Source organism: Burkholderia sp. Cy-637, from assembly GCF_011753175.1.
Lineage (GTDB): Bacteria > Pseudomonadota > Gammaproteobacteria > Burkholderiales > Burkholderiaceae > Burkholderia > Burkholderia gladioli.
On the sequence record NZ_VWWC01000104.1, the window covers coordinates 1 to 26343 of the forward strand.

Sequence of the window (26343 nt, forward strand, 5' to 3'; positions counted from 1 at the left end):
TGGCGGCCGCGCCGGCCGCTGCCGCCTCGGGCGCGCAGGCAGGCTGAGTTTCCGGATTTTTTTCGAATCGATAGTGGATCAGGCCCGTTGCGACAAGCACGGGCCACGACGGAGAACCTCGCGATGAGCGAACCCCAACAGCAAGCCGCGGCACCCGCCGCGCAGAACGGCAAGCGCAAGCGCATGATGACGCTGCTGATCCTCGCGATCGTGATCGCGGCGATCGCCTATGGCCTCTACTACTTCCTGGTCGCGCGTTTCCACGAGGAAACCGACGACGCCTACGTGAACGGCAACGTGGTGCAGATCACGCCGCAGGTCACCGGCACCGTGATCGCGGTGAACGCCGACGACACGCAGTCGATCCGCATCGGCGAGCCGCTGGTCAAGCTCGATCCCGCCGATTCGGCGATCGCGCTGCAATCGGCCGAGGCGAACCTGGCGCAGACGGTGCGTCGCGTGCGCGGCCTCTATGCCGACGACGACCAGTATCGCGCCCAGGTGGCCCAGCGCGATTCCGACCTGTCGAAGGCGCAGGACGACCTGCGGCGGCGCCTCGCGGTGGCGCAGACCGGCGCCGTCTCGCAGGAGGAGATCTCGCATGCGCGCGACGCCGTGAAGGCCGCGCAGGCCTCGCTCGACGCCGCCAGGCAGCAGCTCGCCGCCAACGTCGCGCTGACCGCCAATACCACGGTGGCCAACCATCCCGACGTGCTGGCCGCCGCCGCCACGGTGCGCAACGCCTACCTCAACAACGCGCGCAACACGCTGCCGGCGCCGGTCACGGGCTACGTGGCCAAGCGCTCGGTGCAGGTCGGCCAGCGCGTCTCGCCGGGCACGCCGCTGATGTCGGTGGTGCCGCTCGGCCAGATCTGGGTCGACGCCAATTTCAAGGAAGTGCAGCTCGACCATATGCGCATCGGCCAGCCGGTGAGCGTGACGGCCGATATCTACGGCTCCTCGGTGAAGTACCACGGCAAGGTGATCGGCTTCTCGGCCGGCACCGGCTCGGCCTTCTCGCTGCTGCCGGCGCAGAACGCCACCGGCAACTGGATCAAGGTGGTGCAGCGCCTGCCGGTGCGCATCGCGCTGGACCCGCAGGAGCTCGAACGGCATCCGCTGCGCATCGGCCTGTCGATGCAGGTCGACGTCGACATCAAGGACGAGAGCGGTAGCCAGCTCGGCAGCGTGCAGAACAGCGTCTACCAGACCGACGTGTTCGCCAAGTATGGCGACGAGGCCGACGCGGAGATTGCGCGCATCATCGAGCAGAACGCGGCCGGCGGCCCGTCGCGCGCGGCCCAGGCATCGCGTCCCGCCACGGCGCCGCGCGCCTGAGGCGGCGTCCGCGCCTTCCATCGGATCATGGCCATGGATTCCTCCACCCTTCCGCGCCCGCTTTCGGGCGCCAAGCTCGCGCTCGGCACGGTCGCCGTGTCGCTCGCGATGTTCATGAACGTGCTCGACTCGTCGATCGCGAACGTGGCGATCCCGACCATCTCGGGCGAACTCGGCGTCTCGGTCGACGAGGGCACCTGGGTGATCACGATCTTCGCGGCGGCCAACGCCGTGTCGATCCCGCTCACCGGCTGGCTCACCCAGCGCTTCGGCCAGGTACGCCTGTTCGTCACCGCGATCCTGCTGTTCGTGCTGGCCTCCTGGCTGTGCGGGATCGCGCCGAACCTGCCGACCCTGCTGGCCGCGCGGATCCTGCAGGGAGCCGTCGCCGGCCCGCTCGCACCGCTCTCGCAGGCGCTGCTGCTGGGCGCCTGGCCCAAGCAGAAGTCATCGACCGCGCTCGCGCTGTGGTCGATGACGACCCTGGTCGGGCCGATCGCCGGCCCCTCGCTGGGCGGCTGGATCACCTACGACTACAACTGGTCCTGGATCTTCTACATCAACATCCCGGTCGGCATCTTCGCGGCCGCGGTGACCTGGTCGATCTTCCGCGAGCGCGAATCGCAGACGCGGCGCCTGCCGATCGACACGGTCGGGCTGATGCTGCTGATCGTCTGGGTGGCCTCGCTGCAGGTGATGCTCGACAAGGGCAAGGATCTCGACTGGTTCAATTCGCCCTTCATCATCGCGCTGGCGATCGTCGCGGCGGTCGGCTTCGCCTTCTTCGTGATCTGGGAGCTGACCGAGAAGAACCCGGTGGTCGACATCCGCCTGTTCAAGCAGCGCAATTTCGCGGGCGGCACGATCGCGCTGTCGGTGGCCTACGGCATGTTCTTCGGCACCCTGGTGCTGCTGCCGCAGTGGATGCAGGAGTATCTCGGCTATCGCGCCGTCGATTCGGGGCTGACCACCGCGCCGCTCGGGGTGTTCGCGATCCTGCTCACGCCGCTGATGGCGCGCATCCTGCCGCGCACCGATGCCCGCTATATCGCCACCCTGGCCTTCATCAGCTTCGCGGCGGTGTTCTTCATGCGCACCCGCTTCTACACCGACGTGTCGAACTGGGACCTGGTGCTGCCGACCCTGCTGCAGGGCATCCCGATGGCGATGTTCTTCGTGCCGCTGACCGCGATCATCCTCTCGGGCCTGCCGCCCGAGAAGATCCCGGCCGCCGCGGGGCTCTCGAACTTCGGGCGGACCTTCTGCGGCGCGGTGGGCACCTCGGTGATCGGCAATGCCTGGAACAACCGCACGGTGCTGCACCACGAGCGGCTGACCGAGCAGGCCAACGCGACCAATCCCGACTTCAGCCAGTCGATCGATTCGACGCAATCGCTGCTGCACGTCGGGCGCGATACGGCGCATGCGCTGTTCAACCTGTCGGTCGACGGGCAGGCCGCGGTGATGGGGCTCAACGACGTGTTCTACATCTCGGCGCTGATCTTCATCGCGATCATCCCGCTGATCTGGATCACCAAGCCGGCACGTTCGAACGCGCCGGCCGACGCGGGCGGCGCGCACTGAACGCGCGAGCGGCCCGCCGTCCTCGAGGGACGGCGGGCCGCGTCGTCGTTGTCCTTCCGGTTTTCTTCCCGTTCGCCGGCACCGTCATGCGAAGGCATCGGTGCCGCGCACCAGCCGCCGCGCCAGGCGCGGCGCCTTCAGTTTCTCGATCCACCATTGCAGGGCGCGGCCCTCGCGATCGCCGCGCCAGGCCGCGTAGAGCAGGTTCGGCTCGCGCGGATCGGCGGTGCGCTTCTCGAGCAGCGCGCCGCTGGCGAGCAACGAGGCGATCCGCTCGCGCGGCAGCCAGCCCACGCCGAGCGCCTCGCGCTGCGCGACGATCTTCGCCTGCATGGTGGGCAGGGCCAGCGAAGGCTGGCCACCGAGCACGCCATAGGCGCGGCCGGCCGTGGCGCGCGAGGAATCGGCCACCACCACGGCGCGATGCCGGGCGATCGCCTCGCGCGTGAGCGGCTCCGGCTCGCCGGCGAGCGGGTGCCGCGGCGAGACGGCGAACACCCAGTCCATCGCCCCCAGCTCGAGCCAGCGCAGGTTCGCCATCGCCGGCGGCTCGTTGGTGGCGCCGACGATCAGGTCGGCGCGGCCGTCGCGCAGCGCTTCCCAGGTGCCGCCCAGCACCTCGTGCGTGATGCGCAGCGCCACGCCCGAATCGAGCCCGTCGAAATCGCGGATCAGCGGCGCCAGCAGGGCGAACTCGATCACCTCGTCGGTCACGATCCACAGCCGGTCCTCCCAGCCGCTGGCGACCTGGCGCACGCGCCGGGCGAGCCGCGCCACGTCCTGCATCAGCCGCGCCGCGTCCTCGGCCAGCAGCTTGCCGGCCGGCGTGAGCTGCAGCCGGTAGCGGCGCCGGTCGAACAGCAGCGCGTCGAAGCGCGCCTCGAGCTGCCGCGCCGCGTGGGAGACTGTCGACGGCGCCTTGCCCAGGCGGGCGGCGGCGCGCGTCAGGCTGCCGGTCTCGCGGATCGCGTCGAGCAGGGCCAGTTCATCCTCGGACAACATGTTCGACTCCTTCGAACGTGTTCATCGACGGGATGGTACGGCAAGGCAAGTTGAGGCGTCCATCATGGCTGCACCGAAGTCGAACGACTTCTTCTCTCCAAGGAGCACCGACATGAACCGTTTCACCGGTAAGACCGTCCTCGTCACGGGCGGCAACAGCGGCATCGGCCTGGCGGCCGCCCAGGCTTTCGTGGCCGAGGGCGCGCGCGTGATCATCACCGGCCGCGACGCGGCCACGCTCGACAGCGCCCGCGCCTCGCTCGGCGCCGACGCGCTGGCGATCCGCAACACCACCGGCACGGCGGCCGCCGCGCGCGAGCTGGCCGAGGCGATCGCCGCGGCGGGGCTGCGGCTCGACGCGGTGTTCGTCAATGCGGGGGTGGCGAAGCTGGTGCCCTTCGAGGACGCCGACGAGGCGCTCTGGGACCTCACCTTCGACAGCAACGTGAAGGGCGCCTATTTCCAGATCCAGGCACTGCTGCCTTTGCTGAACCGCGGTGCCTCGATCGTGCTGAACGGCTCGATCAACGCGCATATCGGCATGCCGACCTCGTCGATCTACGCGGCCAGCAAGGCGGCGCTGATCTCGCTGGTGAAGACGCTGTCGGCCGAGCTGCTGCCGCGCGGCGTGCGCGTCAACGTGGTGAGCCCGGGCCCGGTGACTACGCCGCTCTACGACAAGTTCGGCTTCGACGCGGCGGGTCTCGCGGCGGCGTCCGAGCAGATCCGCGCCCAGGTACCGCTCGGCCGTTTCGGCGAGCCGGCCGAGATCGCCTCGACGGTGCTGCACCTGGCGGCCAGCGAATCGGCCTTCATCGTCGGCAGCGAGATCATCGCCGACGGCGGGATGGGCACGCTCTGAGCGAGGGCCCGGCGGGCGTTCAGAAGCGTTCGAGCAACTGGTGGTAGAGCATGCCGAGCTCGAGCGCGGGCTGGCGCCAGGCCGGGCCGCCGGGGAAGCGCCGGTGCCGCAGCCGCGCGAACAGCTCGAAGCTGTCGCGCTCGCCGGCGATCGCCCGCGCCACCGCGCGCCCGGCGATGCCGGTCAGCGCCACGCCGTGGCCGCTGTAGCCCTGCAGGTAGAAGTAGTTGGGATCGAGCGCGCCGAAGTCGGGCGCGCGATTGCGCGTGACGTCGACGAACCCGCCCCAGGCGTGCTCGATGCGCGCGTCGGCCAGTTGCGGGAACACCTCGATCATGCGCGTGCGGATGGCGGCCGTCAGTTCGGCCGGCGCCGCGCCCGCCGAGCTCGCGCGCCCGCCGAACAGCATCCGGTGGTCGGCCGAGAGCCGGTAGTAGTCCAGAAAGACATTGTTGTCGCAGATCGCCTCGCGGCCCGGGATCAGCGCGGCGGCGCGCTCGGCGCCGAGCGGCTCGGTGGCGATGATGTAGGAGGGCACCGGGCCGATGCGGGCCTCGATCGGCTCGGGCAGGAAGCCGCCGGGGCCGGCGTTGACGCAGGACACGACGTGGCGGCAGCGCACCTCGCCGCCGCGCGTGCGCACCAGCGGGCGCTCGCCGCGAACCACGCCGGTGACCATCGAATGCGCGAACAGCAGCGCGCCCTCGCGGCGCGCGGCCTCGGCCAGGCCGAGGCAGTACTTGAGCGGATGCAGGTGGCCCGAGAGCGGATCGTGGACGCCGGCCAGGTAGAGCCGCGAGCCGATGCGCGCGCGGATCGCGTCGGTATCGAGCCAGCTCAGCGAGGGATGGCCCCAGCGCTGGGTCGCGGCGTCCATCCATTCGCGCAGCTCCGGCACGCGGCGCGGCTTGGTGGCGACCGTCAGGTAGCCGCGCGTGAAATCGCAATCGATGCCGTGGCGCGCGATGCGCTCGGCGATCAGCTCGACGCCGGCCAGCGAAAGCTGCCAGGCCGCGCGCGCGCCGTCGCTGCCGAGCTGCCGCTCGATCTCGCCGTCCTTGGCGAAACCGCCGATCACCTGGCCGCCGTTGCGGCCCGAGGCGCCCCAGCCGGGGCGGTAGGCATCGAGCACGGCCACGCTCATGCCGGCCGCGCGGCAGTCGAGCGCGACCGACAGGCCCGAGAAGCCCGCGCCGATCACGCAGACGTCGACCTCGAGCGGGCCGTCGAGGACGGGATCGTCGGCGGCCGGGCGGGTGGCCGTTGCTTCGTAGTACGAGTCACGCGCGAGCGCCTGCGCATGCTGGAGGAAGGTCGGTGTCATGGGCGGGGATCGTCTCATGCGCGGCGGCGTCCCGCAACGCCGCCGAAATGGGTCGCGCACCGCGGCGGCCCTCCGCGCGATGCGGGGCGGGCCGATCAGAACCGGTAGCCGAGGCCGGCCTGGATCACGTCGGTATCGCGGTCGTAGCGGGTCACCACGCGGTTCCAGGTCACGCGCGTGAGCCAGCGCTCGCTGAGCCGGTAGCTCGCCGAGATCGACACGATGCCCGACAGGCGGCCGTCGCCGATGTCGTTGCCGCGGATGTTGCGCTGGTCGACGGCGATGTACATCCCGGCGCCCGCGCTGAGCGTGAGCTTGTCGTCGAAGAAGGCGCGCGTGGCCCACAGTTCGGAGGCCACGCCGTTGCGGCGCGTGGCGCGCTTCGAGCCCTCGTAGAGATAGGTCGCGGTCCAGTCGAGGTACTTCATCAGCCCGCGCCGGTATTCGAGGCTCGCGCCCAGCGAGGAGGGCGAGCTGCGGCTGTTCAGGATGGTCTCGCCGACCATCCCGGTGATCTCGTTGTGGGTCACGCGGTCGAGCCGGCCCGCCGCGTAGTCGCGCGGGCCCGGCGTGTCGGGCGCGTCGAGCTGGTAGCCGATGCCGAACATCACCGAGGTGGTATCGGGGCCGCTGAAGGTGTGGACGCGGTTGAGCTGCAGCTGCGTGACCCAGCGATGCGAGGTGTAGTAGGCCGCGCGGATGCTCATCAGCACGCCCCAGCCGTGGGTGTTCGAATAACCGCGCCCTTCGGCGGCGGCCTCGGTATCGAAGTAGCGATAGGGGCCCACGCCCGCGGACAGCACGAAGCGGCGCTGGGCGAGCGGCAGTTGCCCCCAGAACTGCACGGACTGGCCGTCGCGGTGATGGCCCGGCAGGTGGCCTTCGTTGTACCAGGTGAAGCTGGCGGCGGCGTACTTGCCGAGGCTTTCGCGGTAGTCGAGCGCCCAGGCGGTGGTGTGCGTGCCGGTGCCGTAGAGCGGGCCGGCGAACAGGGCGAATTCCTGTGCCTGGGCCGGCGTGGTGTGGAGGGCTGCCGCGCCGAGCAGGGACGCGATCAGGGTCGCGCGTGGCAGCCGTGGAACAGGAAAGGCGGGGAGGGGCGAGCGGACCGGCACGGGATTGTTCCTGGGTTTGTCGATCGGGCGGCCATTGTGGCGCTTTTGTAAAAATGCTGGCGTGAAGCGGCGTCGCAGTTTGGCGACCGGGGATTACGACGGTAAGAAACGCGGGGCGGCGCCGGAAGCCGTCGAGCCGCGCCCGCGCGCGGCCCCGCCTGCGTTTGCGAGGGGCGGTGCGTGCTGGCGTCGCATGACGGGCGTAAACGGATGTAATGCAACGGATGTAAGGCGAGCGATGACGATCGGGGCCGGCGGGCCGCCGTCCGGGCCGGTTCGCGGTGCGCGATGCGCACGGCGGCGGTCGATGGTCTACCATCGCATCAGCGAGGACCGGCCGGCCGCTTCGCGGCCGTTGCCGGCGCGCTCCAAAACGGACAAGGAGATCCCATGCGAATCCTGCGTATCCTGAACACCGGCGTGCTGCTCGGCGCCTTCGTGGCGGTGGCCGCGCATGCCGAGACGGCGAAGCTGACGGCCAACCTGCAGCCCTCCAGCGAGGTGCCGCCGACGGCCACGAAGGGCTCGGGCAAGCTCGACGCGAGCTTCGACACGGCAACCCATACGCTGGTCTGGACCGTCAGCTACAGCGGTCTGACCGGCCCGGCGACCGCCGCGCACTTCCACGGCCCGGCTCCCGTCGGCCAGAACGCCGGCGTGCAGGTGCCGATCGCCAAGGATGCGCTGGAGAGCCCGATCAAGGGCTCGGCGGTGCTCAACGACCAGCAGGTCACCGAGCTGATGGCGGGCAAGTGGTACTTCAACGTCCATACCAAGGAGCACCCGTCCGGCGAGATTCGCGGGCAGGTCGAGCCCGCCAGCTGAACGCGCGTCGCGCGGGCGCGGCGCAGGCGCCGTTCCCGCGCACGGCCGATTCCCTGCCCAAGGAGGTTCGATGAGCTGGCAGTCCGAACTGGCTTGCTGGTTGCTGCGCCGACAGGTGCGGCCCAAGACGCTGTCGCCCGTGATCGACGTGCCGGGCACGCGCGCGCTGGCCGAGCGCCGGCGCCCGTTCCAGACGCGCGTGCCGGCCGGCTGGCAACTGCGCGAATGCTACGGCGCGGCCGACGCGCCGCGCGGCGAATGGCTGGAGCCCGTGAACGGGCGCGCCGCGCCGACCCTGCTGTACTTCCACGGCGGCGGTTATTACTTCTGCTCTCCCACCACGCATCGTCCCCTGGTCTTCGCGCTGACCGCGAAGGCCGGCGCGCGCTCGTTCTCGGTCGATTACCGGCTGGCGCCCGAGGCGCCGTTCCCGGCCGCCCACGAGGATGCGCTGGCCGCCTACGGCGCGCTGCTCGAGGCCGGTGTCGATCCGGCCACGATCGTGCTCGGCGGCGATTCGGCGGGCGGCGGCCTGGCGCTGGCGCTGCTGGTGGCTTTGCGCGATCGCGGCGCGCCGCTGCCGGCCGGGGCGGTGCTGTTCTCCCCCTGGACCGACCTGGCCGCCACCGGCGAGACGCTGCGCAGCAACGACGGCGCCGACCCGATGTTCGCCGGCGCCGCGCTGGGTCGCGCCGCGCGCCTCTACATCGGCGACGCGAGCCCGACCGATCCCTATGTATCGCCGCTCTATGCCGATCCGGCGGGCTTGCCGCCGCTGCTGATCCAGGCCGGCAGCACCGAGGTGCTGCTCGACGATTCGCGTCGCTTCGCCGAGCGGGCCCGCGCGGCCGGCGTCGAGGTGGACCTGCAGGTCTGGCCGCGCATGCCGCACGTCTGGCAGATGGCGGTGCCCTTCATGCCCGAGGCGCGCCGCGCGCTGGACGATGCCGCGGCCTTCGTGCGGGGCGCGGCGGCGCCGCCGCGCGAGGCTCAGGTGGCGATCGCCTGATAGGCGGCCTCGACGGGCGCCGTGCCGTATTTGCGCTCGAGCCGGCGCACCGCGAAGTGGCCGTGCGCGGCCTGCTGGAAGTGGTCGATGAACAGCGTGTTGACGGTGGCGCCGAGCACCGCGCCGAGCGCCGGGATCGACTTGGCGGCGATCTGCTCGGTCACCTGCGCCGAGAAGCGCGAGGCGATCGACTGCACCAGCCGCAACAGGGCCGCCGAGCCATGCGTGGCGAAACCCTTCGAGGCGATCTCGGACGAAGCCTTCGATACCGCCTGCGCGAGCGCGCCGCGCAGCACGAAGTAGCCGAAATCGGCATCGCGCTCCGCCTCGCCGTCGCCCGATTGCCTGCCCGCGTTGGCGAACCCGCCGCCCATGCCGAGCACGGCCAGGCATTGCAGCTGGGCGTCGATCGAGGACAGGTCCTCGCCCTCGCTGCGCGCGATATCGCAGATCGAGCGGAACATCAGGGTGGTGGTGACCGGCAGCTCGACAGGCAGCGCGAACAGGCCGAAGGCGCCGCCCGCCGCGCCGGTGGTGGCCACCGCGAGCTTGTGCAGGAAATTGCTGGGCTTGTCGGGCGTCTCGCCCGCGCTGGCTACGCCGCCGGACTTGCCGAGCGTGCGCAGCGCCAGGTGCAGGCACTTGCGCAGCGCGATCTCGGTGGCGTCGTTGATCTTGTCGGTGGCGAAGCCGGGCAGCCTGGCGATCATCTTCTCGATCGGCGCGCCCACCACGCTGGTCAGCTTCATCGTCAGGGACGGGCTTTCGAGCGCCAGCTTGGCGCGCCGCAAGGTGTCCAGGTCCTCGGGCGACAGGGTGGCGCCGACGGCGCCTGAAATGGGTTCCATATCTCTCCCATGAAGCAGGTCAGGCAAGACGCCATCGGCGTAGCCTACCCGTGCATGCTACTATCTCGCAATCGTTGACTCGTCAAACGTTGCGCGATCAAAAGATGGCCGTCCATACCCGAGCCCACCATTCGAGTGGGCAAGTCCTGCCGTTTCGTGAATCCCTGTTGGCAATGCTGGGCATTTCCTTCGTCACGATGCTGGTCGCCTTCGACCAGACCGTGGTCGGCACCGCCTTGCCGACCATCGTGGCCGAGCTGCGCGGCTTCGATCTCTACGCCTGGGTCGCGACCTCCTACCTGTTGACCTCGGTGATCACCGTGCCGATCTTCGGCCGGCTGGGCGACTATTACGGCCGCAAGCCCTTCGTGATCGCCTCGATCGTGGTGTTCACGGCCGCCTCGGCGCTGTGCGGGATGGCGGGCAGCATGAGCTTCCTGGTGGCCGCGCGGGTGCTGCAGGGCATCGGCGGCGGGATGCTGGTGGGCACCGCCTTCGCCTGCGTGCCCGACCTGTTCCCCGATTCGGTGGTGCGCCTGCGCTGGCAGGTGCTGATGAGCACCGCCTTCGGCATCGCCAACGCGATCGGCCCCTCGCTGGGCGGCTTCCTCACGCAGTTCTGGGGCTGGCGCTCGGTGTTCTACGTGAACCTGCCGTGCGGGCTGCTCTCGCTGTTCTTCGTGATCCGCTACCTGCCGCACCTGCGCCATGCCAAGCACGAGGGCAAGATGCGCCTGGACTGGCCCGGCGCGCTGCTGATCGCGGTGGCGCTCGGCGCGCTGCAGTTGTTCGTCGAATGGCTGCCCAAGCGCGGGCTGCTGGGCTGGCCGGCGCTGCTGCTGTTGATCGCGGTGCTCGCGGGCCTGGCGCTGTGGCGCTGGGAAAAGCGCATCCCGCATGCGCTGCTGCCCACCGACATGTTCGCCAACCGGTCGCTCGCGATGCTGTTCTCGCTGGCGGTCCTGGCCGGCTTCTCGATGTTCTCGCTGCTGTTCTTCGCGCCGCTGCTGTTCCAGGGCGGCTTCGGCATGTCGCCCAAGGCGGCCGGCGTGGTGATCACGCCGCTGGTGGTGTTCATCACCATCGGCAGCATCCTGAACGGGCGCATCGTGACGCGCATCCCCAGCCCGAACGCGATGCTGCCGACCGGCTTCGCGCTGCTGGCGCTGGCCTGCGCGGGCATCGCGCTGTCCTCGCACGGCACGCCCCAGGCGGTGCTGCTGGCGGTGATGGTGGCCGGCGGCATCGGCCTGGGCTTCGTGCTGCCGAACCTGACCGTGTTCGCCCAGCAGACCGCCGGCCGCGAGCACCTGGGCATCGCCACCGCGCTGCTGCAGTCGCTGCGCATGGTTGGCGGTATGATCGGCACGGCGCTGACCGGCACCCTGGTCAACCAGATGTACGCCGGCGGCGTGCGCGAGGCGCTGGGCGGCGATCGCGCGCTGCAGTGGTTCGCGCGCCTGTCCGATCCGCAGATCCTGATCGACCGCGAGGCGCAGGCGCGCGTGGTGGCCGAGCTCACCCAGCAGGGCCATCCCGGCGCGCAGTTGCTGGAGGCGGCGCGCGCCTCGCTGGTCGGCGCGATCCATCTCGGCATCGCGATCGGCGCGCTGGTGGCGGTGATCGCGGTCTGGCAGAGCCGGCGCGTGCCGCCGATCCGCCTGCGCAGCAAGATCGAGCCCGCCGTGGTCGCCGAATGAGCGGCGCGGCCGGCCCGCAAGCCGGGCTTCAGCCCGGGTTCCGACCCGGGGTTTCATTGTCATCGTCGTTCTGAATCATGGAAGCACAAGACCGCGTCGCGATCCTTCAACAATTCGGGCGCACCTATCGCGCGTTCCTTTCCGCCTTCGAGTCGCACGTGGGCCAGCCGATGCCGCGCTGGCGCATCCTGCTCGCGCTCCACAACGAGAACGGCACCGCCTCGCAGAAGCGGCTGGTCGAGCTGGTGCGCACCGATCCGGGCGCGCTGACGCGGCAGTTGAAATCGATGGAGGCGCTCGGCTGGATCGCGCGCGCGCCCGATCCGCGCGACAACCGCGTCACCAACGTGACGCTGACGGGCGAGGGCCGCGCGGCCTTCGACGCCTGCATGCCGCGGCGTACCGCGTTTCTCGACGAGACCATGTCGGCGCTGCCCGACGAGGCGCTCAATGCGCTGTCGGGCGCGCTCGCGCTGCTGGAGGCGCGCATCGCCGAGGTCGGCGCGGCGCCGGCCGAGGAGCCGGCCGGGATCGACCGCAACCGTTCGGCGGCCTGAGCGCGAGCCGCCCGGGCGGGCGGCGGAATGGCGATGGGAGAAAGGGGCGGCGGGCGCCGCGAGGCGCGCCGCCGCCTTGGCGTTTACAGCTCGATGCGAGTGCCGAGCAGGGCCAGGAACTGCGCGAGCCAGGCCGGATGCGCGGGCCAGGCCGGCGCGGTGACGAAGGGCGCGTCGGTGACGGCCGCGTCGACCGGGATATCGGCGTATTCGCCGCCGGCCAGCCTGACCTCGGGCGCGCAGGCCGGGTAGGCCGAGATCTTCTTGCCGCGGATCACGTCGGCGGCGGCCAGCAACTGCGCGGCATGGCAGATCGCCGCGACCGGCTTGCCGGCCTCGACGAAGGCGCGCACCAGCGCGATCACCTTGGGATCGAGACGCAGGTATTCCGGCGCGCGTCCGCCGGCGATCGCGATCGCGTCGTAGCGCGCCACGTCGACCTCGTCGAAGCTCGCGTTCAGCGCGAACAGGTGGCCGGGCTTCTCGGTGTAGGTCTGGTCGCCCTCGAAATCGTGGATCGCCGTCTTGATCTTGTCGCCGGCGCGCTTGCCGGGGCAGACCGCATGCACGGTGTGGCCCACCGCCTGCAGTGCCTGGAACGGCACCATGGTCTCGTAGTCTTCGGCGAAATCGCCGGTCAGGAAGAGGATCTGCTTGGCTGCCATCATCTGCTCCGCGGGTTGAAGACGGGAGCGGGCAGTGTACGCCTCGCGCCGGTTCCGCGTCGTGACGGGCGGCGGCGCGGCGCGGGCGAGGGCGCATGCAAGGCGGCGGGCGGCCCGCTTCATGCCGCGAAGCCTCGCGACACGAAGGCGCCGGGCCGCCGCCGGGAAGCTCCGGCGGGCGCCGGCCTCAGAAGTACGTCTCGATCACCTCGGTGACGCGGTAGTCGCCATCCACCACCAGGATCTGCCGCCACTTGTCGAAGGTCAGGCAGGGATGCGAGATGTCGAAGGCGACCATGTCGCCGACCTTCACGTCCGCGCCCGGCGCGATCTTCAGGTAGGCGTGCTGGTCCATCATGCCGGTCACCTCCCAGCCGTCGGCCGGCGTCACCGTGCGCGGCGCGGCCGCGCTGCCCGGGCGGAAATGCCGGGCGGGTTCCGGGTAGCCGGCGTCGAAGGCCGCGTCGCGCTTGCCGAGCGCGACGATGGCGCGATCGGGCTCGGGGATCGACTGCACGTAGGCCCACAGCTGCAGCGCCGGCTTGAGCGCCTCGCCCATGCGCTTGGCGACCGGGTTGCGCGCGAGGATGTCGTTCTGCGCCTTGCGATAGATGCCGACGTCGTGCGTCAGGTAGCAGCCGGGGCGCAACACCACCTCGATCACGCCCTCGGCGCGCGCCTGCGAGAACTCGTCGGCGACCACGTCGTACCAGGCCGAGCCGGCGCCCGACAAAATTGCCGGCGTGCGCGAGAAGCGGCCCTCGGCGGCGAACTGGCGCGCCAGCGCGACCGTGTCCTTGAGGAAGGCGCGCACCTCGCCCTCTTCCTTCAGCACCCCTTCGTAGACCTCGATGCCGGCCAGCCTGATCACGTCCGCGTGGCGCGCGATGGCCTCCAGCACGGCGGCGCGCTGCGCGGCATCGCGCACGCCGGTGCGCCCGCCCGGCACGCCGAGCTCGAGCAGCACCTGCAGCGTGCGCCCGGCGGCGGCGAAGAAGCTGCCGAGCTGCTCGACGTTGTCGGCCGAGTCGACCAGGCAGAAGAATTCGAATTCGGGATCGGACAGCAGCTCGGCGACGATCGCCATGTTGTGCTTGCCGACCAGCTGGTTGGCCAGCAGCACGCGGCGGATCCCGCCCTGGTAGGCGGCGCGGGTCTGGTGCGCGGTGGCCAGCGTGATGCCCCAGGCGCCGGTCTCGATCTGGCGGCGGAACAACTGCGGCGCCATGGTGGTCTTGCCGTGCGGCGCGAGCTGCACGCCGTATTCGGCGACGAAGGCCTGCATCCACTTGAGGTTGTGCTCGACCCGGTCGGCATACAGCACCGCCGCGGGCAGGCTGACGTCCTCGTCGAGCAGGTTCCAGTCCAGGCGGCCCGCGTCCGACAAGGGCACGCTCGCGCTCGGCACCCGGCCGAGTCCCTTGCCGCTCGGCTCGATCGCCGCCTCCTGATAGTTTGTAACTTTCATCGTGGGATGCTCCATCGTCTCGTCGTGTTTGTAGCGAAGTTGACGGCAGGATAGTACAGAAAGTAGCATCCGCCCGGTGATGTTATTTATTAACACGAGCCGTCCCCACGATTGATCCGATGAATCCCGCCGCCTCCGATCTCGCTTCCCCCGCCGAGCCGCTCGACGCGGCGGGCCAGCCGGTGCCCGCCACCGCCCAGCTCGGCTTCGACATCGTGTCGCGCATCGCCGAATGCGCGCCGGCGCTGCGCGATGCCGAACGCAAGGTGGCCTCGCGGATCCTCGACGACCTGGCCGCGGCCGCCCATGCCAGCATCGGCGAGATCGCCGCGCAGGCCGAGGTCAGCGTCGCCACCGTGACGCGCTTCGCCAAGGCGGTGGGCTGCCGCGACGTGCGCGAGCTGAAGCTGCGGCTGGCCCAGGCGGCCGCGGTCGGCGAGCGTTTCCTGGCGCCCGCGGCCGGCTTGCCGGGCGACGCGGCCAGCGCCTCGCGCGTCTACGAGGACGTGCGCGCCACGCTCGAGCAGCACCACGCGCTGCTGCGGCAGACCGCGTTCGAGGCGCCGGCCGCGGCGCTGGCCGGCGCACGCATGATCTACGTCTATGGCCAGGGCGGCGGCTCGACGGCGCTGGCCGACGAGCTGCGCTTCCGGCTGGTGCGCTTCGGCCGCCCGGTGGCGAGCTACCAGGACGCGCTCTTGCAGCGGATGGTGGCCAGCACCATGGGCGAGGATTGCGTGCTGGTGGCGCTGTCGGTGACGGGGCGCGTGCCCGAGTTGCTGGAGAGCTGCGCGCTGGCCAAGCGCTACGGCGCGCGCGTGATCGCGCTGACCGCGCCGGCCTCGCCGCTCGCGCGACTGGCCGACGACCTGATCCCGGTGGTCGCCTTCGAGACCGATTTCATCTTCAAGCCCTCGACCTCGCGCTACGCGCTGATGATGGCGCTCGACGTGCTGGTCACCGAGGTCGCGCTGCGGCTCGGCGACACCTGCCGCGAGACGCTGCGCCGCGTGAAGCACGCGCTCGACCAGCACCGCGGCGGCGGTGAACGACAACCCATCGGAGACTGACATGCATTCCCATCCCGAAGCGGCCGATACGCTGATCGTCGGCGCGCTGCTGATCGACGGCACGGGCGCCGCGCCCGTCCAGCGCGATGTCGCGATCCGCGGCGAGCGCATCGTCGCGGTCGGCAACCTGTCGAACTGGCTGGCCGAGGCGGTGATCGAGGCCGACGGCCTGGTGCTCGCGCCCGGCTTCATCGACGTGCACACGCACGACGACACGCACGTGATCCGCGCGCCCCAGATGCTGCCGAAGATCTCGCAGGGCGTGACCACGGTGGTGGTCGGCAACTGCGGGATCAGCGCCTCGCCGGTGACGCTGCGCGGCGAGCCGCCCGATCCGATGAACCTGCTCGGCGATCGCGAGGCGTTTCGCTACCCGAGCTTCGCGGCCTATGTCGAGGCGGTTGGCGCGGCCCAGCCTGCCGTCAACGTGGCGGCCCTGGTCGGCCACACGGCGCTGCGCAACAACCAGATGGACCGGCTCGATCGTGCCGCCAGCGGCGAGGAGATCGCCGCGATGCGCGCGCAGCTCGAGGAGGCGCTCGACAACGGCGCGCTCGGGCTCAGCTCGGGGCTCGCCTATGGTTCCGCGTTCGCGGCGCCGGTGGAGGAGGTGATGGCGCTGGCCGAGCCGCTGGCGAAGGCCGGCGCGCTCTACACCACCCACATGCGCACCGAGTTCGACGCGATCCTGGACGCGATGGAGGAGGCCTACCGGGTCGGCCGCCATGCGCGCGTGCCGGTGGTGATCTCGCACCTGAAATGCGCCGGCCCGTCGAACTGGGGGCGCAGCGCCGAGGTGCTCGATTCGCTGGAGCGCGCGCGGCGCATCCAGCCGGTCGGCTGCGATTGCTACCCCTACAGCCGCAGCTCCTCGACGCTCGACCTGAAGCAGGTGACGGGCGATATCGAGATCACCATCACCTGGTCCGAGCGGCATCCCGAGATGGCCGGCAAGAAGATCGCCGCGATCGCGGCCGAGTGGGGCGTGAGCGAGCAGGAGGCGGGGCGCCGCCTGCAGCCGGCCGGCGCGGTCTATCACAACATGTCCGAGGACGACGTGCGCCGGATCCTCTCGCACCCGGCCACCATGGTCGGCTCGGACGGCCTGCCCAACGATCCGCTGCCGCATCCGCGCCTCTGGGGCGCGTTCCCGCGCGTGCTCGGCCATTACGCGCGCGACGAGCAGCTGCTGCCGCTGGAGGAAGCGGTGCGCAAGATGAGTTCGTTGACGGCGCGGCGCCTGGGCCTCGACGGGCGCGGCGAGGTGCAGGTCGGCTACCAGGCCGACCTGGTGCTGTTCGATCCCGCCACGGTGATCGACCTGGCCTCGTTCGAGCAGCCGCAGCAGGCCGCGCGCGGGATCCACGCGGTGTGGGTCAACGGCGCGCTGTCCTATCGCGACGGCGCCAGCACCGGCGCGCGCGCGGGCCGCTTCGTGCCGCGCGGCACGCGCCGCGCCGAGGATGCGGCGTTCTGAGCATCGATTGTCCGGCGGGGCTGCCAGGCCCGGCCGAAACCGCAACTGCCGGCGCCTTCGCGGCGCCGCGCGAACCGGCCGCGTCGCGCTGACGGCGCGGCCCGAACCAGCAAACCGAAGGAGAAAGCGATGAAGCGTTACGGAGTGGGCGAAGCGAAGGGAACGGGCGGCCAGGTGATGCCGTTCGCGCGGGCGGTCGAGGCCGACGGCTGGCTGTATGTGTCGGGCCAGACGCCGATGGTGAACGGCGAGGTGGTCGAGGGCGGCATCGTCACGCAATCGAAGCAGACCATCGAGAACGTGATCGCGATCCTCAAGGAAGCCGGCTACGGCCTGGAGCACGTGGTGCGCTGCGGCGTCTGGCTCGACGACGCGCGCGACTTCGCCTCGTTCAACAAGGTGTTCGTCTCGTACTTCGGCGAACATCCGCCGGCGCGGGCCTGCGTGCAGTCGAGCATGGTGATCGACTGCAAGGTCGAGGTGGACTGCATCGCCTACAAGCCGCCGGTCAAGTGAGCGGGCGGGCCGGGCCCTGAGGGCCCTGCCGGATGACATGCGACGCGGCAGCGGGAGCCTGGGGGCTCGCGCTGCCGCGTTGGTCGTTTACGGTGCCGTTGCCGGCGCTTGCGCTCCGGCGGGCGGGATCACTGCCGCGCGGTGCGCGCGTTGTCCGGCATCGGCTGGTTGAAGTTGGTGCGGAACGGATTGATGTCGAGCCCGCCGCGCCGCGTGTAGCGCGCGTAGACGGCCAGCTTCACGGGCCGGCATTCGCGCAGGATGTCGACGAAGATGCGCTCGACGCATTGCTCGTGGAAGCCGGTGTGGTTGCGAAACGAGATCAGGTAGCGCAGCAGCCCGGCCTGGTCGATCTGCGGACCGACGTAGTGGATCTGCACGCTGCCCCAGTCGGGCTGGCCGGTGACGGGACAGTTCGACTTCAGCAGGTCCGACACCAGGGTCTCCTCGACCGGCGACTCCTCGTGCGCGGCGCTCAGCAGCGAGGGATCGGGATGGTAGATGTCGGTGTCGAGGTCGAGGCGGTCGAGCGGGATGCCGTCGAGTTCGTCGAGCCTGAGCTTGCGGAACTCGGCCGGCGAGGCCAGTTGCACGGCCACGCTCGCGCCGCAGGCCGCGGATACGTCGCGCTTGAGCGCGTCGCGCACGGCCTCGAGCGAGTCGAAGGCGGTCTGCGCGAACGAGCCCAGGTACAGCTTGAAGGACTTCGATTCGACGATGTTGGGCGAATCGGCCGGCACCAGGAAGGTCGCCACCGCGATCTGCGGCTTGCCGCGCCGGTTCAGCCAGGACAGCTCGTAGGCGTTCCAGATGTCGGTGCCGAAGAAGGGCAGGGCGGCGCCGATGCCGATCTGCTCGCGCGCGCCGGCGCGCGGGATCGGGAACAGCAGGGCCGCGTCGTAGTCGGTGGTGTAGGCGGTGGCCTTGCCGAGCGGGGAATGTTCGGGTGTCATCGATCGTGTCTCCGTGGTCAGGCCAGGAACAGCCGGTAGGCCGGGTTCGCGGTCTCTTCGTGGAACGGGTAGCCGAGCGCGTCGAGGAAGGCGTCGAAGCCGGCGTGGTCGGCGGCCGGCACCTGCAGGCCCACCAGGATCGAGCTGTAGTCGGCGCCCTGGTTGCGGTAGTGGAACAGGCTGATGTTCCAGTCGGGGCCCATCGAGGACAGGAACTTCATCAGCGCGCCGGGGCGCTCCGGGAACACGAAGCGGAACAGCCGCTCCTCGCGCGAGAGCGGCGAGCGGCCGCCCACCATGTAGCGGATATGGTCCTTCGAGAGCTCGTCGCCGGTCAGGTCGACGGTCTGGAAGCCGTGCGCCTCGAAATTCGCGGCGATCTCGGCCGATTCCTCGCGGCGGCGGATCTGCACGCCGACGAAGATGTGCGCCGAGCGCTCGTCGGCGATCCGGTAGTTGAACTCGGTCACGTTGCGCTCGCCCACCAGCTCGCAGAAGCGCCGGAAGCTGCCGCGCGCCTCGGGGATGGTCACCGCGAACACCGCCTCGCGCGCCTCGCCCACCTCGGCGCGTTCGGCCACGAAGCGCATCCGGTCGAAATTCATGTTGGCGCCCGAGGTGATCGCGATCAGCGTCTGGCCCTCGATGCGCTCGCGCTCGGCATAGCGCTTGGCGCCGGCCACGGCCAGCGCGCCGGCCGGCTCGAGCAGGCTGCGCGTGTCCTGGAACACGTCCTTGATCGCCGCGCACAGCGCGTCGGTATCGACCGTGATCACGCCGTCGAGCAGCTCGCTGCAGAGCCGGAAGGTTTCGCCGCCGACCAGCTTGACCGCCGTGCCGTCGGAGAACAGGCCGACCTCGCTCAGGGTGACGCGCTCGCCGGCCTCGATCGATTGCGCCATCGCGCAGGAGTCGTCGGTCTGCACGCCGATCACGCGGATCTCGGGGCGCACCGCCTTCACGTAGGCGGCTACGCCCGCCGCCAGCCCGCCGCCGCCGATCGGCACGAAGATCGCGTGGATCGGGCCCTGGTGCTGGCGCAGCACCTCCATCGCCACGGTGCCCTGGCCGGCGATCACGTCGGGATCGTCGAAGGGGTGGACGAAGGTGAGTTCGCGCTGTTCCTGCACCTTCAATGCGTGGGCATAGGCATCGCTATAGGATTCGCCGGCCTGGATCACCTCGACGGTCGGCCCGCCATGGGCGCGCACCGCGTCCACCTTCACCTGCGGGGTGGTGACCGGCACCACGATCACCGCCTTCACGCCGAGTCGGGCCGCCGAGAAGGCCACGCCCTGGGCGTGGTTGCCGGCCGAGGCGGTGATCACGCCGCGCGCCAGCGCGTCGGCCGAGAGGTGGGCCATGCGGTTGTAGGCGCCGCGCAGCTTGAACGAGAACACCGGCTGGTTGTCCTCGCGCTTGAGGAACACCGGGTTGCGCACGCGCGCGGACAGGTTGCGCGCCGGTTCCAGCGCGGTTTCGACCGCCACGTCGTAGACGCGCGCGGTGAGGATCTTCTTGAGGTAGTCGTGAGCAGCCATGACGGTCGCGCGGGTATCGGCCGGCGCGCCAGATAAGCGGGGAAAACCGCGATTCTAGCGCCAACCCCGCCCCGGCGGGCCTGCGCGAGCGGTGACCGACCGGACGGACGGGGAATTCCCGCCCGGCGGCGTTTCACGGGCCTGCCCGCCGGATCCGGGCGTCCACGCCGGCGCCGATCATGAGTTAGAATCCCGATTTGAATCAAGGATCGGAAGATGCAACGGCAATTTCGGACCGCCCACGTGAAGCCATCCCCGCGCGCAGCTTGTCCCGCGGCGGTTCGGCACGCGCACTGCGCGCGATCGTGCTGAGGGCTCCGAACGCCGCCAGGCGGCCGTGTCGACCGGACGTGGCGCGTACATGCGCATGCCGGTCCCGCGCCAAGCCGCGCGCCTGGTAACAGAAGATTTTCCCCAGATTCGCGCACCACGCGCATGCTGGTGTCGTGCCTTCGATGCGCACGGCCGCCGGCCCTCCGAACCGTCCGAACATGAACGCACCACAAGTTTTCGATCCGCATGGCGCGGCAGCCGCCGTCGCAGCCGACCTCGCCCCGCGCCTGCGCGAAATCCCGTACAACTACACCTCGTTCTCCGACCGCGAAATCGTGATTCGCCTGCTCGGCGAGGAGGCCTGGGCCGCGCTCGACGAGCTGCGCGGCGAGCGCCGCACCGGCCGATCGGCCCGGATGCTGTACGAGGTGCTGGGCGACATCTGGGTGGTGCGTCGCAATCCCTACCTGCAGGACGACCTGCTCGACAACCCGAAGCGCCGCCAGATGCTGATCGACGCGCTGAGCCACCGGCTCGCGGAGATCGACAAGCGCCGCCAGGCCGACCTTTCCGAGCACGGCGACGAGCCGGGCCGCGAGCGTGCCTCGCGGGTGGCGATGCTGACGGTGGCCGCGCGTGGCGCGGTGGACGCCTTCGCGCGCGAATTCGAGCAGATGGCCGAGCTGCGCCGGCGTGCCACCAAGGCGCTGGGCCGCTGCACGCAGAAGGACAACATCCGCTTCGACGGCCTGGCGCGCGTCTCGCACGTCACCGACGCCACCGACTGGCGCGTCGAGTACCCGTTCGTGATCCTCACGCCCGATACCGAGGCCGAGATCGCCGGCCTGATCAAGGCCTGCTTCGAGCTCGGCCTGACCGTGATCCCGCGCGGCGGCGGCACCGGCTACACGGGCGGCGCGGTGCCGCTCACGCCGTTCTCGGCCGTGATCAACACCGAGAAGCTGGAACAGCTCGGCGCGGTCGAGCTGACCGAGCTGCCGGGCGTCGCGCACAAGGTGCCGACCATCTTCTCGGGCGCGGGCGTGGTCACGCGCCGCGTGACGGAGGCGGCCGAGGCCGCCGGCTACGTGTTCGCGGTCGACCCGACCTCGCTGGACGCCTCCTGCATCGGCGGCAACGTGGCGATGAACGCGGGCGGCAAGAAGGCCGTGCTGTGGGGCACCGCGCTCGACAACCTGGCCTGGTGGCGGATGGTCGACCCGGACGGCAACTGGCTGGAAGTCACGCGCCACGACCACAATCAGGGCAAGATCCACGACATCGCGGTGGCGCGCTTCGAGCTGAAGTGGTTCGACGGCGCCCACGCGCCGGGCGAGAAGCTGATCAAAAGCGAGATGCTCGAGATCGAGGGCAAGCGCTTCCGCAAGGAAGGGCTCGGCAAGGACGTCACCGACAAGTTCCTGGCCGGCCTGCCGGGCGTGCAGAAGGAAGGCTGCGACGGGCTGATCACCTCGGCGCGCTGGGTGCTGCACAAGATGCCGGCGCACACGCGCACCGTCTGCCTGGAGTTCTTCGGCCAGGCGCGCGAGGCGATCCCGAGCATCGTCGAGATCAAGGACTACCTGTTCGAGACCTCGAAGCAGGGCGGCGCGATCCTGGCGGGCCTGGAGCACCTCGACGAGCGCTACCTGCGCGCGGTCGGCTATGCCACCAAGAGCAAGCGCAACGCCTTCCCCAAGATGGTGCTGATCGGCGACATCGTCGGCGACGATGCCGACGCGGTGGCGGCCGCCACCTCGGAAGTGATCCGCATGGCCAACGGCAAGAGCGGCGAGGGTTTCGTCGCGGTCAGCGCCGAGGCCCGCAAGCGCTTCTGGCTGGATCGCAGCCGCACCGCGGCGATCGCGAAGCACACCAACGCCTTCAAGATCAACGAAGACGTGGTGATCCCGCTGAACCGGATGGGCGAGTACACCGACGCGATCGAGCGCATCAACATCGAGCTGTCGCTGAAGAACAAGCTGCAGCTGGTGGATGCGCTGGAGGCCTTCTTCCGCACCGGCGAGCTGCCGCTCGGCAAGAGCGACGACGCCAACGAGATTCCCAGCGCCGAGCTGCTGGAGGATCGCGTGCAGCACGCGCTGGAGCTGCTCAAGCAGGTGCGCGCGCGCTGGGAGTTCCTGCGCGACCGGCTCGACATGCCGCTGCGCGAGGCCCAGCACTACCTGGTCCAGCTCGGCTACGAGAAGCTCGCGGCCAACTTCGCGGCGCGCGCCGACGCGCAGCCCGAGGCCAACGTGTTCCACATCACCCAGGACCGCACGGTGCGCGTGTCGTGGAAGCAGGAACTGCGTGCCGAGCTGCGCAACATCTTCAACGGCGGCGCCTTCAAGCCGATCCTCGACGAGGCGCAGGCGATCCACAAGCGCGTGCTGCGCGGCCGCGTGTTCGTCGCGCTGCACATGCACGCCGGCGACGGCAACGTCCACACCAACCTGCCGGTCAACTCCGACAACTACGAGATGCTGCAGGACGCGCATGCCGCGGTGGCGCGCATCATGCAGGTGGCGCGTTCGCTGGACGGCGTGATCTCCGGCGAGCACGGCATCGGCATCACCAAGCTGGAGTTCCTGACCGACGAGGAGCTGCGCGAATTCCGCGCCTACAAGCAGCGCGTCGATCCGAACGGCCGCTTCAACAAGGGCAAGCTGCTGGAAGGCGCCGACCTGCGCAACGCCTACACGCCCAGCTTCGGGCTGATGGGCTACGAGTCGCTGATCATGCAGCAGTCCGACATCGGCGCGATCGCCGATTCGGTCAAGGACTGCCTGCGCTGCGGCAAGTGCAAGCCGGTCTGCGCGACCCACGTGCCGCGCGCCAACCTGCTCTACAGCCCGCGCAACAAGATCCTCGCCACCTCGCTGCTGGTGGAGGCCTTCCTGTACGAGGAGCAGACGCGCCGCGGCGTGTCGATCAAGCACTGGGACGAGTTCAACGACGTGGCCGACCACTGCACGGTCTGCCACAAGTGCGCCACGCCCTGCCCGGTGAAGATCGACTTCGGCGACGTGACCATGAACATGCGCAACCTGCTGCGCAAGATGGGCAAGAAGAAGTTCAATCCGGGCCAGGCGGCCGGCATGTTCTTCCTCAATGCCACCAATCCGCAGACCATCAATGCCGCGCGCGGCGTGATGATGGGCGTCGGCTACAAGGCGCAGCGCCTGGCCCACGACATGCTCAAGAAGGTCACGAAGAAGCAGACCGCGCGCCCACCCGCCACCACCGGCAAGCCGCCGGTGGTCGAGCAGGTGATCCACTTCGTGAACAAGAAGATGCCGGGCAACCTGCCGAAGAAGACGGCGCGCGCGCTGCTCGACATCGAGGACAACAAGATCGTGCCGATCATCCGCAACCCGAAGACCACCAGCGTGGATTCGGAAGCGGTGTTCTACTTCCCGGGTTGCGGCTCGGAGCGGCTGTTCTCGCAGGTCGGCCTGGCCACCCAGGCGATGCTGTGGGAGGCCGGGGTGCAGACCGTGCTGCCGCCGGGCTACCTGTGCTGCGGTTATCCGCAGCGCGGCTCGGGCCAGTACGACAAGGCCGAGCAGATCGTCACCGACAACCGCGTGCTGTTCCATCGCGTCGCGAACACGCTGAACTACCTCGACATCAAGACGGTGGTGGTGTCCTGCGGCACCTGCTACGACCAGCTCGCCGGCTATGAATTCGAGAAGATCTTCCCGGGCTGCCGGATCATCGACATCCACGAGTTCCTGCTCGAGAAGGGCATGAAGCTGGAAGGCGTGGCGGGCACGCGCTACATGTACCACGATCCCTGCCACACGCCGATCAAGACCATGGACCCGGTCAAGCTCGTCAACGAGCTGATGGGCGCCGAGAAGGACGGCTACCAGATCACCAAGAACGACCGCTGCTGCGGCGAGTCGGGCACGCTGGCGGTCACGCGGCCGGACGTCTCGACCCAGATCCGCTTCCGCAAGGAGGAGGAGATCCGCAAGGGCGCGGCGCGCCTGCGCAACATCCCGGTGGTGTCGGGCGATGGCGCCAGCGGCGCGGGCGAGGCCGAGGTGAAGATCCTGACCAGCTGCCCGTCCTGCCTGCAGGGCCTGTCGCGCTACAACGAGGATGCCAACATCGAGGCCGACTACATCGTCGTCGAGATCGCGCGCAACGTGCTCGGCGAGAACTGGATGGCCGACTACGTGGCCCGCGCCAACAACGGCGGGATCGAACGGGTCCTGGTGTAAAGTCGGGGCGTTCCCCTCTGCAAGGAACTGACGATGGATTGCGTATTCTGCCGCGAGGACGGCGGCGAACTGCTCTGGAAGGACGAGCGGCTGCGGGTGGTGCTGGCGAGCGGCGAAACCGATTACCCGGGCTTCTGCCGGGTGATCTGGCAGGCGCACGTGGCCGAGTTCACTGACTTGTCGCCGGCCGACCGCTCGCACCTGATGCTGGTGGTGGCGGCGGTCGAGCGCGCCGTGCGCCGCGTGATGCAGCCCGACAAGGTGAATCTGGCGAGCCTCGGCAACCAGGTGCCGCACGTCCACTGGCACGTGATTCCGCGCTTCTCCAACGATGCGCACTTTCCGCAGCCGATCTGGGCGCCGCGCCAGCGCTCGGTGTCCGAGCCGCTGCTGCGGCTGCGCGCGGCGCAGGCGAGCCTGCTGCACAATGCGGTGCACGAGGAAATCGAATTGATCCTGAACGAGAGGGATGCATGAGCGGCTTGACCCCGACCACGCCGATTCCATCCGGCGTGGTGGTGCACGCGGTGTCGCGCGTGCTCGAACTGCAGTACCCGAACGGCGAGAGCTATCGCGTCCCGTTCGAGCTGATGCGCGTCTATTCGCCGTCCGCCGAGGTGCGCGGCCATGGCCCCGGCCAGGAGACGCTGCAGACCGGCAAGCGCGAGGTGTCGATCACCGCGCTCGAGGGCGTCGGCAACTACGCCTTGCAGCCGACCTTCTCGGACGGCCACTCGACCGGCATCTATTCGTGGGACCTGCTGTATGAGCTCGCGACGCGCCAGGATGCGCTCTGGCGCGACTATTTCGACAGATTGCAGGCGGCCGGCGTCGAGCGCGACGCGCCGATGCCCGGGGCGGGCGCCCCGCGCGGCCACTGCCACTGATTGACCACCGACTGAACCGACGGCGCCCCATCCGGCGCCGTCTTGCCATTTCCAGAGGATTCACGCGATGAGCAAAACCCACTTCGGTTTCGAGACTGTCGACGAGGGCGACAAGGCGAAAAAGGTGGCGGGGGTGTTCCACTCGGTCGCGAGCAACTACGACCTGATGAACGACCTGATGTCGGCCGGCATGCACCGGGCCTGGAAGGCCTTCACGATCGCCCAGGCGAACGTGCGCCCCGGCTACAAGGTGCTCGACCTCGCCGCCGGCACCGGCGACCTGACCAGGGCCTTCGCCAAGGCCGCCGGCCCGACCGGCGAGGTCTGGCATACCGACATCAACGAGTCGATGCTGCGGGTGGGGCGCGACCGCCTGCTCGACAAGGGCGTGGTGACGCCCTCGCTGCTCTGCGACGCCGAGAAGATCCCGTTCCCCGACAACTACTTCGACGTGGTGACGGTCGCCTTCGGGCTGCGCAACATGACCCGCAAGGACGCGGCGCTGGCCGAGATGCGCCGGGTCACCAAGCCGGGCGGCCGGGTGATGGTGCTCGAATTCTCGAAAGTGTGGGACCCGCTGAAGAAAGCCTACGACTTGTATTCTTTCAAAGTATTACCGTGGCTCGGGGATAAATTCGCGAAAGATGCCGACAGTTACCGGTATTTGGCCGAATCTATCCGCATGCACCCGGATCAGGACACCCTGAAGACGATGATGGAACTCGCTGGCCTCGACGCCGTCAAATATTACAATTTGTCAGGTGGCGTGGTAGCGTTACACCTCGGAACCAAGTATTAAGGGGTTCTTTCCATACAGTTGTCTTTCAATTTGGAGATGGTGATGTCTGATTCCCGTTCGTTCAACAACCGCAGCAAGCAGCCGAGGCCGTGGGCGCGACGGATCGGCACCCTGTTCATGGTCGGCCTGCTGACGGCCGGCACCTTCGCGTCGCTCGACGCCGAAGCCCGGCGGATGGGCGGCGGGCGCAGCGTCGGCCGCCAATCGCAGATGGTCCAGCAGCGCCAGGCCACGCCGCCGGCGCAGCAGCAGCCGATGCAGCAGGCGGCGCCGTCGCCGGCCCAGCGCGGCGCGCAGC

The 26343-nt window shown here is 69.7% G+C and carries 22 protein-coding genes and 1 pseudogene; 15 read left to right on the forward strand and 8 right to left on the reverse strand.

What is annotated here, in order from left to right:
• Positions 1–123: 123 nt before the first annotated feature.
• Positions 124–1338: an HlyD family secretion protein gene (locus tag F3J10_RS23515; RefSeq protein ID WP_167234163.1), complete on the forward strand. Its 1215-nt coding sequence runs from the start codon at positions 124–126 to the stop codon at positions 1336–1338.
• 33 nt (positions 1339–1371) lie between these two features.
• A complete protein-coding gene (locus F3J10_RS23520) occupies positions 1372–2922 on the forward strand; it encodes a DHA2 family efflux MFS transporter permease subunit (protein WP_167234162.1) in 1551 nt (516 codons plus the stop codon).
• Positions 2923–3006: 84 nt separating this feature from the next.
• Here F3J10_RS23520 and F3J10_RS23525 read toward each other — a convergent pair whose 3' ends face one another.
• Positions 3007–3924 (reverse strand): LysR family transcriptional regulator, encoded by a 918-nt coding sequence (locus F3J10_RS23525; RefSeq protein WP_013699381.1) that lies wholly within the window; start codon positions 3922–3924, stop codon positions 3007–3009.
• A gap of 112 nt (positions 3925–4036) precedes the next feature.
• On the opposite strand from F3J10_RS23525, the gene F3J10_RS23530 reads away from it, so the two are divergent.
• A complete protein-coding gene (locus F3J10_RS23530) occupies positions 4037–4786 on the forward strand; it encodes an SDR family oxidoreductase (protein ID WP_025101722.1) in 750 nt (249 codons plus the stop codon).
• A 19-nt stretch (positions 4787–4805) separates the two neighbouring features.
• Here the strand turns inward: F3J10_RS23530 and F3J10_RS23535 are convergent, their stop codons facing one another.
• The gene (locus F3J10_RS23535; RefSeq protein WP_047836999.1) at positions 4806–6110 is read right to left on the reverse strand and encodes an FAD-binding oxidoreductase; all 1305 of its coding nucleotides are present in this window, start codon (positions 6108–6110) and stop codon (positions 4806–4808) included.
• 95 nt (positions 6111–6205) lie between these two features.
• A complete protein-coding gene (locus tag F3J10_RS23540) occupies positions 6206–7168 on the reverse strand; it encodes a hypothetical protein (protein ID WP_205200429.1) in 963 nt (320 codons plus the stop codon).
• A 447-nt stretch (positions 7169–7615) separates the two neighbouring features.
• Here F3J10_RS23540 and F3J10_RS23545 point away from each other — a divergent pair, with 447 nt between their 5' ends.
• Positions 7616–8050 carry a CHRD domain-containing protein gene (locus F3J10_RS23545; protein WP_025101719.1) on the forward strand — a complete coding sequence of 145 codons (435 nt, stop codon included), beginning with the start codon at positions 7616–7618 and terminating at the stop codon, positions 8048–8050.
• A gap of 70 nt (positions 8051–8120) precedes the next feature.
• Entirely contained in the window at positions 8121–9059 is a 939-nt protein-coding gene (locus F3J10_RS23550; RefSeq protein ID WP_025101718.1) for an alpha/beta hydrolase, read from the forward strand.
• On the opposite strand, the gene F3J10_RS23555 is transcribed toward F3J10_RS23550, so the two are convergent.
• Complete coding sequence (locus tag F3J10_RS23555) at positions 9041–9907, reverse strand: EcsC family protein (RefSeq protein WP_013699375.1); 867 nt, start codon at positions 9905–9907, stop codon at positions 9041–9043. The genes F3J10_RS23550 and F3J10_RS23555 overlap by 19 nt on opposite strands.
• Before the next feature lie 104 nt (positions 9908–10011).
• Here F3J10_RS23555 and F3J10_RS23560 point away from each other — a divergent pair, with 104 nt between their 5' ends.
• Both F3J10_RS23560 and F3J10_RS23565 read left to right on the forward strand, forming a co-directional pair.
• The gene (locus F3J10_RS23560) at positions 10012–11607 is read left to right on the forward strand and encodes an MFS transporter (protein WP_025101717.1); all 1596 of its coding nucleotides are present in this window, start codon (positions 10012–10014) and stop codon (positions 11605–11607) included.
• Positions 11608–11684: 77 nt separating this feature from the next.
• Complete coding sequence (locus F3J10_RS23565) at positions 11685–12164, forward strand: MarR family transcriptional regulator (RefSeq protein WP_025101716.1); 480 nt, start codon at positions 11685–11687, stop codon at positions 12162–12164.
• An 83-nt stretch (positions 12165–12247) separates the two neighbouring features.
• Here the strand turns inward: F3J10_RS23565 and F3J10_RS23570 are convergent, their stop codons facing one another.
• Together F3J10_RS23570 and F3J10_RS23575 are read right to left on the reverse strand one after the other, a co-directional pair.
• Entirely contained in the window at positions 12248–12829 is a 582-nt protein-coding gene (locus F3J10_RS23570; RefSeq protein WP_013699372.1) for a DJ-1/PfpI family protein, read from the reverse strand.
• Positions 12830–13016: 187 nt separating this feature from the next.
• Positions 13017–14297, reverse strand: a complete 1281-nt coding sequence (locus F3J10_RS23575) for an amino acid deaminase (protein WP_167243118.1) — start codon at positions 14295–14297, stop codon at positions 13017–13019.
• Between the two features lie 119 nt (positions 14298–14416).
• On the opposite strand from F3J10_RS23575, the gene F3J10_RS23580 reads away from it, so the two are divergent.
• From F3J10_RS23580 to F3J10_RS23590, 3 genes are all read left to right on the forward strand, one after another.
• On the forward strand, positions 14417–15367 hold the full coding sequence (locus F3J10_RS23580; RefSeq protein ID WP_205200428.1) for a MurR/RpiR family transcriptional regulator: 951 nt from the start codon (positions 14417–14419) through the stop codon (positions 15365–15367).
• 1 nt (position 15368) lies between these two features.
• The gene (locus F3J10_RS23585) at positions 15369–16844 is read left to right on the forward strand and encodes a D-aminoacylase (protein ID WP_167243119.1); all 1476 of its coding nucleotides are present in this window, start codon (positions 15369–15371) and stop codon (positions 16842–16844) included.
• Positions 16845–16973: 129 nt separating this feature from the next.
• Positions 16974–17360: a RidA family protein gene (locus tag F3J10_RS23590; RefSeq protein ID WP_006477830.1), complete on the forward strand. Its 387-nt coding sequence runs from the start codon at positions 16974–16976 to the stop codon at positions 17358–17360.
• 128 nt (positions 17361–17488) lie between these two features.
• Here F3J10_RS23590 and queF read toward each other — a convergent pair whose 3' ends face one another.
• Both queF and ilvA read right to left on the reverse strand, forming a co-directional pair.
• Positions 17489–18313, reverse strand: a complete 825-nt coding sequence (gene queF, locus F3J10_RS23595; RefSeq protein ID WP_025101712.1) for an NADPH-dependent 7-cyano-7-deazaguanine reductase QueF — start codon at positions 18311–18313, stop codon at positions 17489–17491.
• A gap of 17 nt (positions 18314–18330) precedes the next feature.
• A complete protein-coding gene (gene ilvA / locus F3J10_RS23600) occupies positions 18331–19854 on the reverse strand; it encodes a threonine ammonia-lyase, biosynthetic (protein ID WP_167243120.1) in 1524 nt (507 codons plus the stop codon).
• Between the two features lie 491 nt (positions 19855–20345).
• Here ilvA and F3J10_RS23610 point away from each other — a divergent pair, with 491 nt between their 5' ends.
• The 5 genes and pseudogenes from F3J10_RS23610 to F3J10_RS23630 form a co-directional block, all read left to right on the forward strand.
• The gene (locus F3J10_RS23610; protein ID WP_167243121.1) at positions 20346–24359 is read left to right on the forward strand and encodes an FAD/FMN-binding oxidoreductase; all 4014 of its coding nucleotides are present in this window, start codon (positions 20346–20348) and stop codon (positions 24357–24359) included.
• A 33-nt stretch (positions 24360–24392) separates the two neighbouring features.
• Entirely contained in the window at positions 24393–24836 is a 444-nt protein-coding gene (locus tag F3J10_RS23615) for an HIT family protein (RefSeq protein WP_025096868.1), read from the forward strand.
• Positions 24833–25246 (forward strand): DUF971 domain-containing protein, encoded by a 414-nt coding sequence (locus F3J10_RS23620; RefSeq protein WP_013699364.1) that lies wholly within the window; start codon positions 24833–24835, stop codon positions 25244–25246. Before F3J10_RS23615 ends, F3J10_RS23620 begins: the two co-directional genes overlap by 4 nt.
• 67 nt (positions 25247–25313) lie before the next feature.
• The gene (gene ubiE, locus F3J10_RS23625) at positions 25314–26045 is read left to right on the forward strand and encodes a bifunctional demethylmenaquinone methyltransferase/2-methoxy-6-polyprenyl-1,4-benzoquinol methylase UbiE (RefSeq protein ID WP_025096869.1); all 732 of its coding nucleotides are present in this window, start codon (positions 25314–25316) and stop codon (positions 26043–26045) included.
• A 42-nt stretch (positions 26046–26087) separates the two neighbouring features.
• Positions 26088–26343, forward strand: a pseudogene (locus tag F3J10_RS23630) (hypothetical protein); the annotation flags it as partial.

Coding starts and splice junctions, on each gene's coding strand:
- F3J10_RS23515 (WP_167234163.1), top strand. CDS start 124: ATGAGCGAACCCCAACAGCAAGCCGCGGCACCCGCCGCGCAGAACGGC.
- F3J10_RS23520 (WP_167234162.1), top strand. CDS start 1,372: ATGGATTCCTCCACCCTTCCGCGCCCGCTTTCGGGCGCCAAGCTCGCG.
- F3J10_RS23525 (WP_013699381.1), bottom strand. CDS start 3,924: ATGTTGTCCGAGGATGAACTGGCCCTGCTCGACGCGATCCGCGAGACC.
- F3J10_RS23530 (WP_025101722.1), top strand. CDS start 4,037: ATGAACCGTTTCACCGGTAAGACCGTCCTCGTCACGGGCGGCAACAGC.
- F3J10_RS23535 (WP_047836999.1), bottom strand. CDS start 6,110: ATGACACCGACCTTCCTCCAGCATGCGCAGGCGCTCGCGCGTGACTCG.
- F3J10_RS23545 (WP_025101719.1), top strand. CDS start 7,616: ATGCGAATCCTGCGTATCCTGAACACCGGCGTGCTGCTCGGCGCCTTC.
- F3J10_RS23550 (WP_025101718.1), top strand. CDS start 8,121: ATGAGCTGGCAGTCCGAACTGGCTTGCTGGTTGCTGCGCCGACAGGTG.
- F3J10_RS23555 (WP_013699375.1), bottom strand. CDS start 9,907: ATGGAACCCATTTCAGGCGCCGTCGGCGCCACCCTGTCGCCCGAGGAC.
- F3J10_RS23560 (WP_025101717.1), top strand. CDS start 10,012: ATGGCCGTCCATACCCGAGCCCACCATTCGAGTGGGCAAGTCCTGCCG.
- F3J10_RS23565 (WP_025101716.1), top strand. CDS start 11,685: ATGGAAGCACAAGACCGCGTCGCGATCCTTCAACAATTCGGGCGCACC.
- F3J10_RS23570 (WP_013699372.1), bottom strand. CDS start 12,829: ATGGCAGCCAAGCAGATCCTCTTCCTGACCGGCGATTTCGCCGAAGAC.
- F3J10_RS23575 (WP_167243118.1), bottom strand. CDS start 14,297: ATGAAAGTTACAAACTATCAGGAGGCGGCGATCGAGCCGAGCGGCAAG.
- F3J10_RS23580 (WP_205200428.1), top strand. CDS start 14,417: ATGAATCCCGCCGCCTCCGATCTCGCTTCCCCCGCCGAGCCGCTCGAC.
- F3J10_RS23585 (WP_167243119.1), top strand. CDS start 15,369: ATGCATTCCCATCCCGAAGCGGCCGATACGCTGATCGTCGGCGCGCTG.
- F3J10_RS23590 (WP_006477830.1), top strand. CDS start 16,974: ATGAAGCGTTACGGAGTGGGCGAAGCGAAGGGAACGGGCGGCCAGGTG.
- queF (WP_025101712.1), bottom strand. CDS start 18,313: ATGACACCCGAACATTCCCCGCTCGGCAAGGCCACCGCCTACACCACC.
- ilvA (WP_167243120.1), bottom strand. CDS start 19,854: ATGGCTGCTCACGACTACCTCAAGAAGATCCTCACCGCGCGCGTCTAC.
- F3J10_RS23610 (WP_167243121.1), top strand. CDS start 20,346: ATGAACGCACCACAAGTTTTCGATCCGCATGGCGCGGCAGCCGCCGTC.
- F3J10_RS23615 (WP_025096868.1), top strand. CDS start 24,393: ATGGATTGCGTATTCTGCCGCGAGGACGGCGGCGAACTGCTCTGGAAG.
- F3J10_RS23620 (WP_013699364.1), top strand. CDS start 24,833: ATGAGCGGCTTGACCCCGACCACGCCGATTCCATCCGGCGTGGTGGTG.
- ubiE (WP_025096869.1), top strand. CDS start 25,314: ATGAGCAAAACCCACTTCGGTTTCGAGACTGTCGACGAGGGCGACAAG.